Below are 16,840 nucleotides of genomic sequence, written 5' to 3' on the forward strand. Positions count from 1 at the left end.
GGCGCTGGCCGCTCTGGAGCTGGACGAGGAATTGCCGCGCGAGGCTTGGCCTTACATAGAGGTCTCGGTCGAATTGCCAGCGCCCCGGCCGGCCCTGCGCGAGGAGGTGGTCGCGGCTCTGGCCGGGCGCCCGGCGCGGCTGGTCAAGCTGGCCCTGCGGCTGACCGGCAGCGGCGAGACGCTGGCTGAGTCTGTGCCTTTGGCCGATCTGGCCGATCTGGCGCCGGAGGACGTGTTCCTGCGGCTCTACCGCCGCCATCACGAGGGCGAGCCGGACCCGGCGTTGCTCGCCGCCTTTCACGAGTTGGTCGCGACCGTTCAGGAGGGTGCGTGATGCGGATTCTGGCGGTTCGCGGCTGCAATCTGGCCAGCCTGGACGGGACCTTCGCCGTGGAGCTGGCCGGCGCACCGCTGCGCCACGCCGGGCTGTTCGCCATCACCGGCCCGACCGGGGCGGGCAAGAGCACGATCCTGGACGCGCTGTGCCTCGCCTTGTTCGACCGCATGCCGCGGCTGCCGGACGGGCGCGGCGTGGCGCTGGGCGCCAGCGGCGACACCGACGCCATCAGCACCACCGATGTGCGCAGCGTCCTGCGCCGCGGCGCCGGGTCCGGCTGGGCCGAGGTGGATTTCGCGGGGATCGACGGCGCCGCCTACCGGGCGCGCTGGGAGCTGCGGCGGGCGCGGCAGAACGCGCGCGGCCAGTTGCAGAAGCAGACGATGAGCCTGACCGCGCTGGCGGACGGCAAGCGGCTGGGCGACGGCAAGACCAGCGTGCTGGACGAGATTTCCACCCGGCTGGGGCTGAGCTTCGAGCAGTTCCGCCGCGCCGTCCTGCTCGCCCAGGGCGATTTCGCCAATTTCCTGAAGGCCCCGGCGACCGAGCGTTCCGCCCTGCTGGAGCTGCTGACCGGCACCGAGATCTATTCCCGCATCTCCGTCGCCGCGCATGAGCGCTCCCGCGAGGAGCAGCGGGCGCTGGAGGCGCTGGAGGCGCAAGGCGCGGGCATCGGCGTGCTGACCGACGACGCACGCGCCGCCCTGGACGCCGAGGCCGGAGCGGCGGCCGAGGCGGTCCGGCAGGAGGAGACGGCGTTCGAGCAGGCCCGCGCCGCCGTCGCCTGGCACGAGCAGGACGCCCGGCTGGCCAAGGCGGAGGCGGACGCCGCGGCGGCGAGCGCACGGGCCGAAGCGGTCTGGCAGGAGGCCGGAACGCGGCGGGACGAGGCCGCGCTGCTGCGCCGGCTCCAGCCCTTGCGGGTGCGGTTGAGCGAGGCGGACCGCTGCGCCGCGGCGGCATCGGAGGCCGGGGAGGCGCTGGGCCGCGCCCACGCCGCGGTGACGGAGGCGCAGGACCGGCTGGTCCAGGCGGAGGCCCGTCATCGCGAGGTGCGCGGCGCCTACGAGGCCGCCCGCGGCGCCATCAACGCCGCCGAGCCCGAGTTGGAACAGGCCGCCGCCCTGGACGCCGAGATCAACGCGCTGGCCGGCCAACAGGCCGGGGCGCTCGCGGAGGCAGCGACGGCGGAGGCGGATGCCAAGGGGATTGGGGAGAGCTGCAGCGCCATCCAGGCGGCGCTGGAACAGGCCCGCACCGATTCGGCGGAACGCGAAGGCTGGTTGGCTGGTCAGACGGCGTTGCTGCCGGTGGCCGATCAGTGGGCGCGCTGGGACGCGCTGCTGCTGCGCCACCGCGACTCGGCAAGGATGGTGCGGGAGGCGGAGGCGGAGGCCGGCCGCGCCGCCACGGAGGCCATGGCCCACGAGGCGGAGCTGGCCCGCCTGTCCGCCGTCCGGCGGGACGCCAAAGCGCAGCGGGACGAGGCCGAGCGGGCGCTGAAGGCGCTGAAGGCGGAGGCGGTGGAGTCGCTGGACGCCCTGCGCGACCGCCGCACGGCGCTGGCGGGACGCCGCGACGGGCTGTCCGCCCTGGCCCAACTGGCGGAGCGGACCGCGCGGCTGGCGGCGGACGCCACGGAGGCCGAAGCGGAACGGGAGCAGCGGCGCACGGCCGCAGCGGACGGGGAGACCCGCGCGGCGGTGGCGATGGCGCGGTTGGACCAGCGCCGGGCGGCGTTGGCGGAGGCCGAGGCCACCCTGCACCGCCTCCGCCTCGCCCGCAGCGAGGATGTGGCGTCGCTGCGCGCTCAATTGACGGACGGTGAGGCCTGCCCGGTCTGCGGCGCCACGGAGCATCCCTGGGGGGCCGGGCACACGCCGCTCGACCGGCTTGCCGAGGAACAGGAACGCCATGTCGCCGCCCTGCGCGCCGAGGTGACCGGGCTGGCCACGGAGCAAGGCGCCCACACCGCCGCCGCGAAGGCGGCGCGCGAGCGGGCCGCGGCCCTGGATGGACGGCTGGCCGCCCTGGCGGTGGAGCGGGCGACCACGCTGGAGCGCTGGACGGAGCGGGCGCCGGCCTTCGGATTGCCCGCCGAACCGGACGCGGAGACCGTCACCCGGCGGCTGGCCGGCGTGGACGCGGAACTGGCGGAGGCCGGGCAGGCCGAGGCCAGGGCGCTGGACCACAAGGCGCGGATCGACGCCGCGGTGCAGGCCTGCCGCGAGCGGGACGCGGCGCTGACCGAGTCGGAGCGGGCGATCGAGGCGCGGAGCCGCCAGCGCGACGCCGCCCGCCACGCCGAATCCCTGGCCGTGGCGCGGCGCGATCAGGCGGCGGACACGCGGGCGGCGGCGCGGGTGGAGTTGGCCGAACCCTTCGCCGGGCTGACCGGCTGGGACGAGGCATTGGACAGCGACCCCGACGGATTCCGCGAGAGCGTCGGCGGGCGGGTCGCCGAGGTTCTGCGCCAGCGCGAGGGGTTGGCCCAAGCGCGGCGCGACGTGGAGGCCTTGGAACGGCAGGCCGGCGCCAAGGCGGCTGAGCTGGAGGGGGCGCGGCAGGCCGAGCAGGCGGCGCGACGGCGGTGCGAGGGATTGGCGGCGGCTCTGCGGGATCGGCGCGCGGCGCGGGCGTCCCTGCTGGGCGGCCGGCCGGTGGCCGTGGTGAAGAAGGAATTGGCTGACGCCTGCCAGCGCGCCGAGGCCCTGGTCGAGCAGGCCACCGTCGCCCGGCAGGACGCGGCGGCCCGCCTGTCGGGGGCGGAGCAGACCGTCGCCACCCGCGGCGAATCCGCCCGCCGGTGCGCCGCGGAGGCGGAAGCGGCGGCCGATGCCTTGACCGCGGCGGCGGAGCGCTGCGGCGTGACGGTGGAGGAGGCGCGCGCCCATCTGGTCCGCGACGAGGAGTGGCTGACCGGGGAGGAGCGGGCGCTGGCCGCCCTCGAGTCGGCGCGGCGCGAGGACGCGCTTCGGGCGGCGGAGCGGACGCGGACGCGGCAGGAGCTCCACGCCACAGGACATCCCGCCCTCGGCGCCGAGGAAGCCGGCGCGGCCGTGGCCGAGACGGCCCGGCGCCTGCAGGAAGCCCGCGGTCGGCTGGGCGAGGCCCAGGCCCGGCTGCGCGCCGACACGGAGAACCGCGGCCGCCTCGCCGCCGTGCTCGACCGGGTGGAGGCGCAGCGCAAGGCGCAGGTGCTGTGGGCGACCATGGCGCAGCTCATCGGCTCCGCCGACGGACGGAAGCTGCGCAACTTCGCCCAGAGCCTCAGCCTCGATCTGCTTCTGGTGCAGGCGAACCGCTATCTGGCGGATCTCGCCCGCCGCTACCGGCTGGAGCGGGTCGGCGGGGCCGACCTGGAGATCCAGGTGGTGGACGGCGAGATGGGCGACGAGCGGCGCGGCGTGCACAGCCTGTCGGGGGGCGAGATGTTCCTGGTGTCGCTGGCCCTGGCGCTCGGCCTGTCGGCCATGGCGGGGGGCAGCGGCGGCGGCGGGATCGGCACGCTGTTCATCGACGAGGGCTTCGGCACGCTGGACCCCGGCAGCCTGGATCTGGCGCTGTCCTGCCTGGAGGCGCTCCAGGCCACCGGCCGGCAGGTCGGCGTCATCAGCCACGTCCCGGCGCTGGTGGAGCGGATCGGCGTGCAGGTGCGCGTCATCCCGCAGGGCGGCGGGCGCAGCGCCGTGACGGTCACCCGCGGAACGCTGGCGGCACCGTCGCCGGACGCCGCGGCGGAGCGGGAACTGCTGCTGCCGCTGTAGGGTGCTCCGGGCCGCCTGGAATCACCACGGGATCAGCAAGGAGACACGGAGGCGCGCCCTCCTCCGTGTCTCTGCGTCCTTGTGATGGAAAAGGCCGTCGGTCAGGCCAGCCGGAAGGCCAGATAGCTGTCGGCGCCGACCTGCCCCGGCATGGTGATGACCGCGCCGACGGCTTTGCCGGTGAAGGTGATGCTGCCGTCGATGGTGCCGTTGCCGTCGAAGTCGATGCGCGCCGTGGCGCCCTCGTACCCGGTGGCGCCCTTCATCGCCTCCCAGGTGAGTGTCGACACCCCCTCCCTCCATCCCCAGGCGGTGGTCCATTCGCCCGGCTCGAAATCGGTGATGGTGGACCAGGTCACCCCGGTGCCCCGCCCGTCCAGGAAGAAGGTGTCGTTGCCCGCTCCGCCGGTGAGGAAGTTGGAGCCGGTGCCGCCGTCCAGCACGTCGTCGCCGTCCTTCCCGTCCGCCGCGTCATCGCCGCCGCCCAGATTCATGAAGTCGCCCAGCACGCTGCCGATCACCGCCTCGACGGATTTGGTGCCCAGATAGATGTTCTTCAGCGTGGTCAGCGGGCCGACATAGATCTCCATCTGCACTTCCCAGCCGGACACCCCGTTGTTCACGAAGGCCCGCCGCTGCGTGTCGGGCGGGGGGGCGCTGGAGGAGATGTAGGAGTCGTTGGCGGTCAGCGCGTCCTTCAGCCAATAGGCGTGGCCGCCAAGCGAGGCGGCACCGACGGCGGTCGACACGACGCCGACGGCGAAGACGTTGTTTCCGGCGCTGTAATAGATCGGACCGCCGGAGTTGCCCGGATTGATCTCCAGATCCGGGTTCACATAGTAGACCGTATCGACGTTCGACCGACGGATCGAGCCGCTGTCGTACATCTCGTAGCGATCGTATTTGGCGGGATAGCCCAGAACACTGACGGCCCCGCCGCTGAAGTTCCAGTCGATCCCGAAATAGCCGTAGGGGTCGCCGATGGGCTCGGACAGGGTCAGCAGCGCGACGTCGATCTCGGAGCCGCTCTGGGTGGCGCGGTAGAAATCGCCGGTGATCACCTTGCCGTCCGAGTCCGGATCGAAATTGGTGAAGAACTGCGATTTGGCGACGCCGTAAGCCTTGTTGTCGGACTTGCCCGGGTTGTAGGACGGGTAGATCTTCAGGCTGCTGGGCTTGCCGCCGAGCGCGGCGTTGTAGACGACGTGGGAGGCGGTGATGACGTCGTTGCGACCGACCAGGAAGCCCGAACCGATGTAGGTGCGGCTTCCCCAACTGGCCTCGATGGATACCACGGCGCGCGCCGGATATTGATCGTCATCGACCTTGTAGGACATTGAGATCGGTCCTTCCGCTGCATCCGGGGCGCAATCGCACTGGATGGTTGCAACCGATCGACAATGTCACGCCCAAGGGGCCTTTTTCAACAGCCCGCGTCGCGTTAAGGACGATTCCGTCCGCGGCGCTCAACCCGTTCCGCCTCAGCCGCGGACGGGGCGCAGGACGAGATGCTTGTTGGACGGCACCGCCGGCGCCGAGGGGCGCAGGACGAGGCCCTTGGAAGTCGGCTCGATGTTCGCGTCGGGATAGACGGCCATGACGTCCTTCAACGCTTCCTTGAGACGGAAGGCCAGGACGCGGTGCTCGCTGACCGAGCCGAAATGCTGCGACAGCGCGTGCCAGGGAACCACCGTCTGCTTGTCCAGCCGGTGCAGGCGGTGGACCAGCCACACATAGGCGTCGAGCGCCAGGGCGGAATTCTTCAGCTTGGCGATCGCATGCTCGTCCAGCGGGACGGCGTGTTCCATCAGATGCTCGAAGAAGCTCTGGGTCAGGCGGACGAAGCGCACCCACTCGCCGCCGGTGCGGAACAGGTCGGGCGTGTCCTCCTCGTCCCGCCACAGCTTGATGCCGTCGATCAGGCGCTGGTCGGAGATCTCCGCCGTCGAGGGGCCGGTGGTGGTGCGCAGGGTGAATTCGCTACGGGCGATCCGCAGCACCTGCTCGCGAACCGGCTTGTAGTTGCCGCGCTCGCCGCCCGTCGGGGCCAGCCCGAGACGGCGCAGCCACGCGCTCATGCTCGGCCCCAGATCGACGTGGGCGCTGCGCGTCTTGCGCGCCTCGGTCTGCAGGTAGATCATGATCAGGCGCGCCTTGGCGCCGTAGGGAACGCCGACGTCCAGGACCGTGCCGTCGCGCAGCGGCAGGATGCCGGGGCGGACGACGAGCTGGTACTTGCCGTTGTTGCGCACCCAGGGGGCGGTCTCGTCCTTGGGCTTGCGGTGCGGCAGGGAGGCTTGGCAGAACCCGGCGTGGAGATAGCCGATCGCGTCCATCTCGTTGGACAGCGCTTCATGGGCCATCATCACACGGCGGCGCTCCTTGGGGTCTTCGGTGCGGGCAAGAACCGCCTCGAATCCCTCCAGGGTAAGCTGCTCGTGGATTTTCGCCATGGGACCCCTCCGGCCTCGTTCGGTCACGTTCCTGTCGTTTCAGAAAACACAAAATGTGGTGGCTGTGAAGCGCGTCCATCCCACGAATCGCTGAAGTTGCAACGGAAGCTGCAGATTCTGACTCAACTTCAGCGAAGCGGCCATCGGCGAACCCGACCGTCCCCTCCCCGCCGGCAACCGCCGAGCCAACGTTCGAACCAACGTTTCAAAATCAGCGTCGCCAACGGAGCGTCCGAGGCCGGAAAGCCGCTTGTCCACAGCCGGGCGGGCTTGTCCACGCTGAGTTGGAATCGCAGCGGGCGAAATCGGCCGGATCGGCTCGCTGACTCCGCAACGGCGGGAACGCCGAAGTCGCAACGGGGACTCGCTCATCCACGCTGAAGACGAGTCACGAAAGGCGGTTATCCACGCTGAACTCGCAACCATGTCCTATATGAGTCCCTATAGGATTCTCCGGTTAGACCGGTTGCGCGGGTGCTGGCGCGACCCCCTTCGCTGAAAACGCAACGTCGGAAGGGTCGGAGAATCGCCAACCGGGCATTCGAGGGTGATCCGGACCCCCGTCCTCCACCAGGACGAGCATCACCCCTGGTCGGGGGTTCCGGGACAGGACCGTCAACTGTCAACCGGACCCAACGCTGAATTTGATACAAGGGCGACTCGGGTCCAACGCTGAATTGGTAACATTCGACTCGGAAACCCAAGGCTTTCCAGGGCTTAGCCGACTCGGCGAGTCTCGCGCAGATCTTGTAACGCCAACGCAAACCCACGAATCGGCCGACGACGCTGAATTTGAAACGGCAGACTCCAGGCGATTCAAGGGTCGAATCGAAGCCACTCCCCACCGCCAACGCTGAATTGGTAACGCTTTGGAAAATGGGCTTGACGGGGTCTCGGTCGATTCGCCTCCGGAATGGTTTTTTGCCGCTCGCTGCGGCCGGCGGAAAGTCCATTTTTCTATGACCATAGTCCCATACGACGTCGCATGACCCACCTTCACCCCACCATTTGACGCAATTCGGCGCGCTCCGGCTTGACCAGTTGCGTCAAATTTTGCAAGAAAGGTCCACACACAGGGAAAGCCGGAGGCCCGATGAACGGGGAAGAACTGCGCGCCATCCGCGAACGGCGTGCCGAGGACCAGCTGAGCTTCGCGACCTGGCTCAACGGCGCACTGAACCGCCGCTACGACCGCTCCCGGATCAGCCGGTGGGAAAGCGGGGCGGAGCGCATCCCCCAGCAGGTCGCCGGGTTTCTGGCCGGACAGGGCGGCATGGCCGCCGTGCCGCAGAACGCCGGGGTGCCCAAGATGCAGCGCGCCGTGGTGGCCGTGGCCAATCAGAAGGGCGGCGTCGGCAAGACGACGACGGCGGTCAACCTGTCCTACGCGCTGTCCACGCTGGGTCTGAAGGTGATGCTTCTCGACAGCGATCCCCAGGGCAACGCCACCGTTCATATGGGGCTCGACCCGGGCGAGATCGAAACCCAGCGCAAGGGCATCTATAATGTGGTGCGCGGCGGGGCGTCCTTCGACAGCATCCTCCAGCCGGTGTGCGGTGGCGCCGTCATGCTCGCCCCCTCCAGCATCGGGCTGGCCGCGGCGGAAACGGAACTGGTGGCGGAGCCGGACAACTCCCTGGTTCTCAAGGAGAAGCTGGCGGAGGTGCGGAACCGTTACGATGTCATCGTGATCGACTGCCCGCCCAACCTCGGCCTTCTCACCATCAACGCGCTGGCGGCCAGCGATCTCGTGCTGATTCCCGTGCAGACGGAGGTGTTCGCCGGGCTCGGCGTGCCGCTGCTGCTGGAAACCATCGCCAAGATCCGCCGCCGCTCGAACCCGTCGCTGAACATCTTCGGCATCCTGCCGACCATGTTCTCGTCCCGCTTGACGCAAGATCAGGCCAGCCTGCGCGAGATTCAGGAGCATTACGAGGGGCGCACCCGCGTCCTGAACGCGGTGCCGCGCGCCACCCTGTTCGCCCAGGCGTCGGGCGCCGGCCGTCCGGCCATCGAGGCCGATCCGAATTCCAACAGCGTCCAGGCCTACGGCGAACTGGCGCGTGAACTGGCCGCCCACCTCCAGACTGCGGAAGACGCCCATGTCTCGTAAACTCGAACGGACCAGCACCCGCATTTTCGACAAGGCGGCGCAGCGCGGCGGGGACGCGCTGTTCGGGCTCTCCGCCGACTTCCCGCGGCTGATCGAGGTCGATCTCGACCGGGTGCACCCCAATCCCGACCAGCCGCGCCGCCATTTCGACGACCAGTCGCTCCAGGAACTGGCCAACTCCATCGCCCGCCACGGGCTGAAGCAGCCGGTTCTCGTGCAGGATCTCGGCGACGGGGACTACCGGCTGATCGCGGGTGAGCGGCGCCTGCGCGCCTGCGGGCTGGCCGGCCGCCAGACCATCTTCGCCATCGTCACCGACGGCGACCCCGACGAGCTGGCGCTGATCGAGAACATTCAGCGCGTCGACCTCGACGCCATGGAACTGGCCCGCGCCTTCGCCCGGCTGATCGAGCGGCACGACTACACGCACGAGGCGCTGGGGCAGGTCATCGGGCGCAGCCAGGCGGAGGTCACCCGCACCCTGTCGCTGCTGCGTCTGCCGGCCGACATCGTCGCTGAATTTGAAACGCGCCACCGCTCCGTGCCGAAAAGCATCCTGACGGAGATCGCCGCGGTGGACGATCCGGTCCTCCAGAGGAAGCTGTGGGACACCATCAAGGACGGCGGCACGGTCAAGGCGCTGCGCGAGGCCAAGCGCGCCCAGATGGGCGGCGGCGAGCCGGATTCCGCGGCGGCGGCGCGGGTTCAGCCGGCCCCGGCGGTGCGGTTCGTCTCCGCCGTTCAGCGCATCGCCAAGGATTTTTCCGCCGTCGACGCCGGGGAATTGCGGGCGCACCGCAAGCAGCTCAGCGAGGCGCAATGGCAGGAGCTGCGCCGCCTCCACGCCCTTCTCGACGAGCTGCTGGCCTGACCGTCCGCAACGCTGAATTTGTAACGGACACCCGCTGACGTCAGCGGCGGGTGTCAACTTCAGCGTCGATGACCCGCCTGACCTCGCTGAACCAGCGCAGCTTTTCCGCGAAGGGCAGACGGGCGAGCCCGCTGGGCGAGGGCAGCACGACGTCCACCGGACCGTCGAACAGGCTGTCCGGCTGCACCCCCCACTCCGCCCGGTCGCGATCCGCGGCGGCGAGATAAACCCCCTTCCCCGTGTAGGCGATCACCCGCGGCCGGAATTCCGCGATCAGCGCGCGCAGCCGCGGCACGCCGCCGCGCAGCTCCGCCCGGCTGAGATCGGCGGCGCCCGGGGTCGCCCGCGCCACGAGGTTGGTGGAGCCCAGCCCGAACTCCGGCAACAGCCGGTCCTCCTCCGGGCGCAGCAGCCGTGGCGTCAGGCCGGCCTCCGCCAGCAGTTTCCAGAACTGGTTGCCCGGCCCCGCGTAATTGTGGCCGAGCCGGCCCGAGCGCATTCCGGGGTTGAAGCCGACGAACAAAGCGTTCAGGCCGGGGGCGATGATGTCGGGGATCGGGCCTTCGGAATTGGTCATGGTGCGTCAACAGGGAAAAGCGGGGTCCGGCAACGCTGAATTTGAAACGCCCCTACTCCGCCGTCCGCCATTCGGCGACAATCACCGGGGCGGCGAAGCCGGCGAGGATAACCGCCAGCGTCACGAACAGCATGGCGCCCCAGGCGCTGTAGCCCAGCACCCCCAGCACGCCGCCCAGGAAGAAGGAGCCGACGGTCGGCAGATGCGTCTTCAGCTTGTCGAGCGTCACCCGGACGCGATCCCGGCCGTTGCGGTGATAGAGGTCGTCGATCAGGTTGCCCAGCTCGATCCCGATGTCGGTGATCATGCCGGTGACGTGGGTGGTGCGGACGCGGGCGTTGGAGATGCGCGTGACGATGGCGTTCTGCAACCCCATCAGGAAGCTCAATCCCATGACCAGCGCGGCGCCGCGAAGCTCGTGCAGCCAGACGTCGGCGGCGCCGAGCCCGGCGAGCAGCAGGGCTTCGAGGCAGACGCTGTAGGCGTAGATCGCCGACAGGCCGCGGCGCTGCCCGGCGTTGATGAGCATCGCCGACACCATCGCCCCGGCGATGAAGGTCGCCACGATCGCCAGCGCCATGCCGAAGGCGCCCATCTCGCCCAGCGCCAGATGATCGGCCATGGTCGAGACGGTGCCGGTCATGTGCGAGGAGTAGAGGCCGGCGGCGTAGAATCCCGCGGCGTTGACGGCACCGGCGATGCCCGCCAGCGACCAAGCCAGACTGCGATCCGCCGACACGCCGCGATGTTCACCCTGCCGGACCAGCATGCCACACTCCCTGAACCAAGCGGCGCGCCGGTTCGGACGTCCGCGCCGGGATCATAGCGAGGGCGGTTCGCGACGGGGACCCTCTGGTTTTCATGATCATCAATGCGTTTTGTTGCGGATGGCTTCGTCTTCGCAGACCGCCTGAGCCGGCGTTGGCAACGTTGGTCCGGTTGGGGCCGCCGTGAAGGCCACCACGATCATTGGACGGCTTGCCGCGACTCGCAAGCTTTGGCATTGTTGAGGGAACGCACTGTGACCGGCCTGCCCAAACCTCGGCACTCCGGTCTGAGAAGCGAACGGGCAGTTCAGTATAATTTTCATCTCAAGCGCTTGAAGTGAAACGGGTCACAGCTCGATCTGGGCGGCGGTGATCACGCTCTGCGCGATGTCGGCGATGCGGCGGCCCTGCTTCATGGCCGCCTTGCGCAGGGCGTTGTAGGCCGCCTCCTCCGTCAGGGAATTCCGCTGCATCAGGATGCCCTTCGCCCGCTCGATCAGCTTGCGGTCGGCGAGCTGCGTGCGCGCCTCGTCGCGTTCGCGTTTCAGCGTTTCGAAAGCAGCGAATCGCGCCAGCGCGGTCTCCAGGATCGGCCACACGCGGGCGGGGTGCAGCCCGTCCAGGACGAAGGCGGCCACCCCGGCCTCCGCCGCCTGCGCCGCCGCCCCCGGCGGCGCTTTGTCGGCGAACAGGACGACGGCGCAGGCCGCGGACCGGGCCAGCCGGAAGACGCCGTCCAGCGCCGCAGCGTCCGATGTTTCCAAAACAGCGACGACCGCGTCCGGTGCTAGCGCGGCGATGCGGGCCGGCAGATCGGCGAAGCCATGGAGAACGGCGATCCGGGGAGCGATCCGGCCGGCGCCCCCCGCCCCGGCCAAGCCGTCCTCCACCGGACGCGTGGCGTCGGCGTTGGGGCCGGCCACCAGAATGGTCAGGGGTCTGTTCGCCATGGCCGCTCCGCCCTTCCCGTCAAGCCGTCCGATTCACGCCGCTTTCACCGTCCCGTGGTGCCCGCCGTCCAGGAAGTTCAGCAACTCCTCCCGGTAAGTGTAGTAACGGGGGTGCTCCAGCAGGGCCTGCCGGGTCCGGGGGTGGGGGATGTCCACCTCCAGGATGTGGCCGATGCGGGCGTTCGGCCCGTTGGACATCATCACCACACGGTCGGCCAGCAGGATCGCCTCGTCAACGTCGTGGGTGACGCAGATCGCGGTGACCTGGGTGCGCGCCCACACCTCCATCAGCACCTCCTGAAGCTCCCAGCGGGTCAGGCTGTCCAGCATACCGAAGGGCTCGTCGAGCAGCAGCAGCTTCGGCGACAGGGCGAAGGCCCGCGCGATGCCGACGCGCTGCTTCATGCCGTTGGACAGCTCCGCCGCCTTCTTGTGCATGGCGTCGCCCAGCCCCACGCGCGACAGGTAGTAGCGGGCGATGTCGTTGCGCTCCCCCCGGCCGGCCTGCGGGTAGACGCGGTCGACCCCCAGCATGACGTTCTCCAGCGCGGTCAGCCAGGGGAACAGGCTGGGCGCCTGGAAGACCACCGCGCGGTCGGGGCCGGCGCCGTCGACCTCCCGGCCGTCCAGGACGATGCCGCCGCTGGACACGTCGGCCAGCCCGGCGACCATCGACAGCACCGTGGACTTGCCGCAGCCCGAATGGCCGATCAGGGAGATGAACTCGCCCTTGCGCATCTTCAGGTCGAAGCCGTCCACCACGGTCAGCGGTCCCTTCGGCGTGGCGAAGGTCTTGGTGACCCGGCTGAACTCGACGTAGCGGTCGTCGGACAGGCCGCCGGGCTGGCCGGCCAAATAGGGCTTGGGCGGCGGCGCGGCGGTGATCGGCGTCGCCGCCGGCAGGGTCAGGGTTTCGTCCACCGCGGCGGCGGCGCGGCTGGCCCCGGCCTCCATCAGCCACGCCGTGACCTCGGCGCGCAGGCGCTTGAAGTCGGGGTCGTGGTTCACGGCGGTGCGGTCGCGCGGGCGCGGCAGGTCCACCGCGAAGGCCGGGCCGAGCGTCGCCCCCGGACCCGGCGTCAGCGGGATGATGCGGTCGGCCAGCAGGATAGCCTCGTCCACGTCGTTGGTGATGAGGACGACGGTCTTGCGGTCCTTGCGCCAGATCGCCTCGATCTCGTCCTGGAGCTTGGCGCGGGTCAGCGCGTCCAGCGCCGACAGCGGCTCGTCGAGCAGCAGCATCTCCGGGCTCATGGCGAGCGCGCGGGCGAAGCCGACGCGCTGGCGCATGCCGCCCGACAGCTCCTTCGGGCGGCGGTCGGTGGCATGGCCCAGGCCGACCGTCTCCACCGCCCGGCGGGTGAGCACGCCGCGCTCCGGGGACGGCTTGCCCTTGTGCACGGCGTCCACGGCCAGCGCCACGTTGTCCTTCACGCTCAGCCAGGGCATCAGCGAGTAGTTCTGGAACACGACGCCGCGCTCCGCCCCCGGCCCGCGCACCGGCTGGCCGCGGAACAGCACCTCGCCGGCGTCGGGGGCGGCCAGCCCGCCCATCAGGTTGACCAGCGTGGTCTTGCCGGCGCCGGAGAAGCCGACGATGGCGACGAACTCGCCCTCCGCGATGGACAGGTCGATTCCGCGCAGCACCTCGGTCCCGCCATAGGACTTCGCGACGCTCTTCAGCTCAAGGATGGCCATGCTCGGGGACTCCTCAGCGGGTGCCGGTGTGGGAAACGGCGGCCTGGAAGGCCAGCATGACGCGGTCGAGCAGGAAGCCGATCAGGCCGATGGTGAAGACCGCCACCATGATGCGGGCGAGCGAGGAGGAGGAGCCGTTCTGGAACTCGTCCCACACGAATTTGCCGAGGCCGGGATTCTGGGCCAGCATCTCCGCCGCGATCAGCACCATCCAGCCCACGCCCAGCGACAGCCGCAGGCCGGTGAAGATGTAGGGCAGCGCCGAGGGCAGCACGAGCCGGCGCACCATCGTCGGGCCGGAGAGCTGCAGCACCTTGCCGACGTTCATCAGGTCCTTGTCGATGGAGGACACGCCGACCGCCGTGTTGATCAGCGTCGGCCACAGCGAGCAGAGCGTGACCGTGACGGCGGAGGTGAGGAAGGACTTCTCGAAGGTCGGATTGTCGCTCGACACGGTGGCGCTGACCACCATGGTGACCAGCGGCAGCCAGGCCAGCGGCGACACCGGCTTGAAGATCTGGATCAGCGGGTTCATCGCCGCGTTGACCGTGCGCGACAGGCCGCAGGCCACCCCCAGCGGCACCGCCACCAGCGCGCCGAGCAGGAAGCCGGTGAAGACCGTCTTCAGGCTGGTGACGATCTGGTCGAGATAGGTCGGCTTGCCGGCGTAGGGGCGGGTCTTCACCTCGGCGCTCGGGTCCTTGGCCAGCAGCTCGGCGTTGCGCTTGGCCTGCCGGTCGTAGAAGGCGGCCTCCTTGGCGCGCTCCGCCTTGTGGTCGGCGTGGAGGACGCCGACCTGCTCCCACACCTGGGCGGGGCCGGGGATGGCGCCCAGGCTGGTGTTCACCTGCGGGGCCAGCCACGCCCAGGCGGCGAGGAACAGCATCAGGGCGGTCAGCGGCACGCCCATCTGCTGCCACAGCTCCCGCCCCTGCTGGCGCGGGCTGTCCCCGGCGGCCATGCGGAGCAGCGGGCTGAGCCAGCCGAGCCCGACGATCTGCAGGGTCGCGGCGGCATGGTTCAGGCCATGGGCGAGGCGGGCCTTGCGCCGGGCGCGCATCGCCTCGGCGGATGAAAGGGTGGAGGCTTCGGTCACGCTGGTCATGGGGTGATCTTTCTGTTTGGCGCGGGGCGCCGCGGCCCCCACCCCGGCCCTCCCCCGCTTCGCAGGGGAGGGTGTCTGTCCCCTCCCCTGCGTCAGCGGGGGAGGGTTAGGGAGGGGGCCCGTCGCGACCACGGCGCAGGTCATCCGGGGAAAAAAGCGCTCAACCGCCGACCAGTTGGCCGCCCTGCACCGCCTGCCCGCCCTTCAGGCCGATGGGCAGCTTCGTCAGATACTCGTTGGGCTTGCGGCCGTCGTAGGCGATGCCGTCGATGAAGCCCTCGTCCAGCGGCTTGTAGCCGTCGCTGGCCCAGGGGAAATCGGCCTCCTTGGCCTTGCCCTCCTCCACCAGCAGCCGTGCGGCCTTCAGGTAGATCTCCGGCTTGTAGACCTTGCGGGCGGTCTCGTCGTACCAGCTGTCCGGCTTGGCCTCGGCGATCTGGCCCCAGCGGCGCATCTGCGTCAGATACCAGACGGCGTCGGAGTAGAAGGGATAGGTGGCGTTGTAGCGGAAGAAGACGTTGAAGTCGGGAACCGCCCGCTTGTCACCCTTCTCATACTCGAAGGTGCCGGTCATCGAGTTGGCGATGACCTTGGCGTCGGCCCCCACATACTCCGACTTGGCCAGGATCTTCACCGCCTCGGCGCGGTTGGCGTTGCCGTTCTCGTCCAGCCACATGGCGGCGCGGATCAGCGCCTTGACCAGCGCCAGATGGGTCTTGGGGTTCTTGGCGGCCCAGCCCTCGGTGACGCCGAAGACCTTCTCCGGGTTGTTCTTCCAGATCTCGGTGTCGGTGATGACCGGCACGCCGATGCCCTTCATCACCGCCTGCTGATTCCACGGCTCGCCGACGCTGTAGCCGAAGATGGTCCCGGCCTCCAGGGTTGCCGGCATCTGCGGCGGCGGGGTGACCGACAGCAGGGCGTCGGCCTGGATCTGGCCCGACACGTCGTTGGGCGCGTAGTAGCCGGGGTTGATGCCGCCGGCGGCCAGCCAGTAGCGAAGCTCGTAATTGTGGGTGGAGACGGGGAAGACCATGCCCATGGTGAAGGGCTTGCCCTCCGCCCGGTACTGGGCGATGACCGGCTTCAGCGCGTCGGCCTTGATCGGGTGCAGCGGCTTGCCGTCCGGCCCCTTGGGCAGGTTGGGCTTCATCCGGTCCCACACCTCGTTGGACAGGGTGATGCCGTTGCCGTTGAGGTCCATCGAGAAGGCGGTCACCACGTTGGCCTGGGTGCCGAAGCCGATGGTGGCGCCCAGCGGCTGGCCAGCCAGCATGTGGGCGCCGTCCAACTCCCCGGAGATGACGCGGTCGAGCAGCACCTTCCAGTTGGCCTGCGGCTCCAGCGTCACCGACAGGCCCTCGTCCTCGAAGAAGCCCTTCTCCGCGGCGATGGCGAGCGGGGCCATGTCGGTGAGTTTGATGAAGCCCAGTTTGAGCTGGTCCTTCTCCACGTCGAGCGGAGCGGCTTGGGCGGACCCGAGCGTCAGCGCCAGCGTGGCGGCGGCGGACAGCAGGGCGGTGCGGGGGGAGGCGGGCAGTCGGATCACGTCTCGGATCACGTCTCGGGTCACGTCGGTCGCTCCATCTCTCGTTCCGGAACCCCGCGGCACGCCCGACCTCGATCCAACGCCCCACCGGCGACGCGCCGTTGAGGGCTCTCCAGCCATGAAGGGCTGTCGAACCGGGTCAGCGACGGTGCCGAGGGGCCCAACCTTGGGCGTATGGGATGGACGCACCGCCGTTGGCGCGTCCCGCCGTTCCTTTCGCAAGGACCATGCCAAAGGCTGAATGACCCTTTGAAACGGGCCAAAGGTCTTTGTTTCTGCGGCTTTGACGCGAATTGCCTATTGTTTGTGCTAGTACCTTGGTGGTGACGCATTGCACAATTTGTCGGCTTTCGGACCGCTTTTTGTTCGAAGCAGGACAAAAGAGCGTGTTTTGGTCTCGGCATTCCCGCCACGCGCCAGCGGAGGCGGGGCCGTGCAAACGGCGGAAATCCGCCATTCCGGTCCCTTTCTCATACCTTGGTGCCGGTGTTGGCACGCGGCTTGCCAGAAGGACGGGCAGATCAGGGCCAGGGCAACGGCGCCATGGCCGGTTCGACGGCGAACCACCCGGACAACGGCGTCCGAAACCCTGGGAATCCCGCGGGAGGCTCCAGGGCTTCGGGCGCCTTTTTCTTTTTGGCCTCGCGGCCTCG

General features: G+C 69.6%; 12 protein-coding genes (1 of these 12 only partly in view). 4 read left to right on the forward strand and 8 right to left on the reverse strand.

What is annotated here, in order from left to right; translation table 11 throughout:
- Together D3869_RS19635 and D3869_RS19640 are read left to right on the forward strand one after the other, a co-directional pair.
- Positions 1 to 334, forward strand: the 3' end of a protein-coding gene (locus tag D3869_RS19635) for an exonuclease SbcCD subunit D (RefSeq protein ID WP_137141529.1). It extends 923 nt beyond the left edge of the window; only the last 334 of its 1,257 coding nucleotides appear in the window; the start codon falls outside the window, past its left edge; its stop codon occupies positions 332 to 334.
- A complete protein-coding gene (locus D3869_RS19640; RefSeq protein WP_137141530.1) occupies positions 334 to 4,104 on the forward strand; it encodes an AAA family ATPase in 3,771 nt (1,256 codons plus the stop codon). Before D3869_RS19635 ends, D3869_RS19640 begins: the two co-directional genes overlap by 1 nt.
- A 101-nt stretch (positions 4,105 to 4,205) precedes the next feature.
- Here the strand turns inward: D3869_RS19640 and D3869_RS19645 are convergent, their stop codons facing one another.
- Both D3869_RS19645 and D3869_RS19650 read right to left on the reverse strand, forming a co-directional pair.
- The gene (locus D3869_RS19645; protein ID WP_137141531.1) at positions 4,206 to 5,441 is read right to left on the reverse strand and encodes a trypsin-like serine peptidase; all 1,236 of its coding nucleotides are present in this window, start codon (positions 5,439 to 5,441) and stop codon (positions 4,206 to 4,208) included.
- A gap of 144 nt (positions 5,442 to 5,585) precedes the next feature.
- A complete protein-coding gene (locus tag D3869_RS19650) occupies positions 5,586 to 6,557 on the reverse strand; it encodes a replication protein RepA (protein WP_014197970.1) in 972 nt (323 codons plus the stop codon).
- A 1,093-nt stretch (positions 6,558 to 7,650) separates the two neighbouring features.
- On the opposite strand from D3869_RS19650, the gene D3869_RS19655 reads away from it, so the two are divergent.
- Positions 7,651 to 8,670: a ParA family protein gene (locus tag D3869_RS19655; RefSeq protein WP_014197973.1), complete on the forward strand. Its 1,020-nt coding sequence runs from the start codon at positions 7,651 to 7,653 to the stop codon at positions 8,668 to 8,670.
- The gene (locus tag D3869_RS19660; protein WP_137141532.1) at positions 8,660 to 9,541 is read left to right on the forward strand and encodes a ParB/RepB/Spo0J family partition protein; all 882 of its coding nucleotides are present in this window, start codon (positions 8,660 to 8,662) and stop codon (positions 9,539 to 9,541) included. Before D3869_RS19655 ends, D3869_RS19660 begins: the two co-directional genes overlap by 11 nt.
- Positions 9,542 to 9,581: 40 nt before the next feature.
- Here D3869_RS19660 and D3869_RS19665 read toward each other — a convergent pair whose 3' ends face one another.
- The 6 genes from D3869_RS19665 to D3869_RS19690 all read right to left on the reverse strand — a co-directional run bounded on the left by D3869_RS19665 (position 9,582) and on the right by D3869_RS19690 (position 16,211).
- On the reverse strand, positions 9,582 to 10,118 hold the full coding sequence (locus D3869_RS19665) for a mismatch-specific DNA-glycosylase (protein ID WP_137141533.1): 537 nt from the start codon (positions 10,116 to 10,118) through the stop codon (positions 9,582 to 9,584).
- Positions 10,119 to 10,170: 52 nt separating this feature from the next.
- On the reverse strand, positions 10,171 to 10,887 hold the full coding sequence (locus tag D3869_RS19670) for a YoaK family protein (RefSeq protein WP_137141534.1): 717 nt from the start codon (positions 10,885 to 10,887) through the stop codon (positions 10,171 to 10,173).
- Positions 10,888 to 11,232: 345 nt separating this feature from the next.
- The gene (locus tag D3869_RS19675) at positions 11,233 to 11,835 is read right to left on the reverse strand and encodes an ANTAR domain-containing response regulator (protein ID WP_137141535.1); all 603 of its coding nucleotides are present in this window, start codon (positions 11,833 to 11,835) and stop codon (positions 11,233 to 11,235) included.
- 33 nt (positions 11,836 to 11,868) lie between these two features.
- Positions 11,869 to 13,533: an ABC transporter ATP-binding protein gene (locus D3869_RS19680; RefSeq protein ID WP_137141536.1), complete on the reverse strand. Its 1,665-nt coding sequence runs from the start codon at positions 13,531 to 13,533 to the stop codon at positions 11,869 to 11,871.
- A 13-nt stretch (positions 13,534 to 13,546) separates the two neighbouring features.
- Positions 13,547 to 14,638 (reverse strand): ABC transporter permease, encoded by a 1,092-nt coding sequence (locus D3869_RS19685; protein ID WP_137141537.1) that lies wholly within the window; start codon positions 14,636 to 14,638, stop codon positions 13,547 to 13,549.
- A gap of 160 nt (positions 14,639 to 14,798) precedes the next feature.
- Positions 14,799 to 16,211 carry a CmpA/NrtA family ABC transporter substrate-binding protein gene (locus tag D3869_RS19690; RefSeq protein WP_247895795.1) on the reverse strand — a complete coding sequence of 471 codons (1,413 nt, stop codon included), beginning with the start codon at positions 16,209 to 16,211 and terminating at the stop codon, positions 14,799 to 14,801.
- Positions 16,212 to 16,840: the final 629 nt, after the last annotated feature.

Origin of the sequence: Azospirillum brasilense (assembly GCF_005222205.1) — a bacterium.
Classification (GTDB): domain Bacteria; phylum Pseudomonadota; class Alphaproteobacteria; order Azospirillales; family Azospirillaceae; genus Azospirillum; species Azospirillum brasilense_G.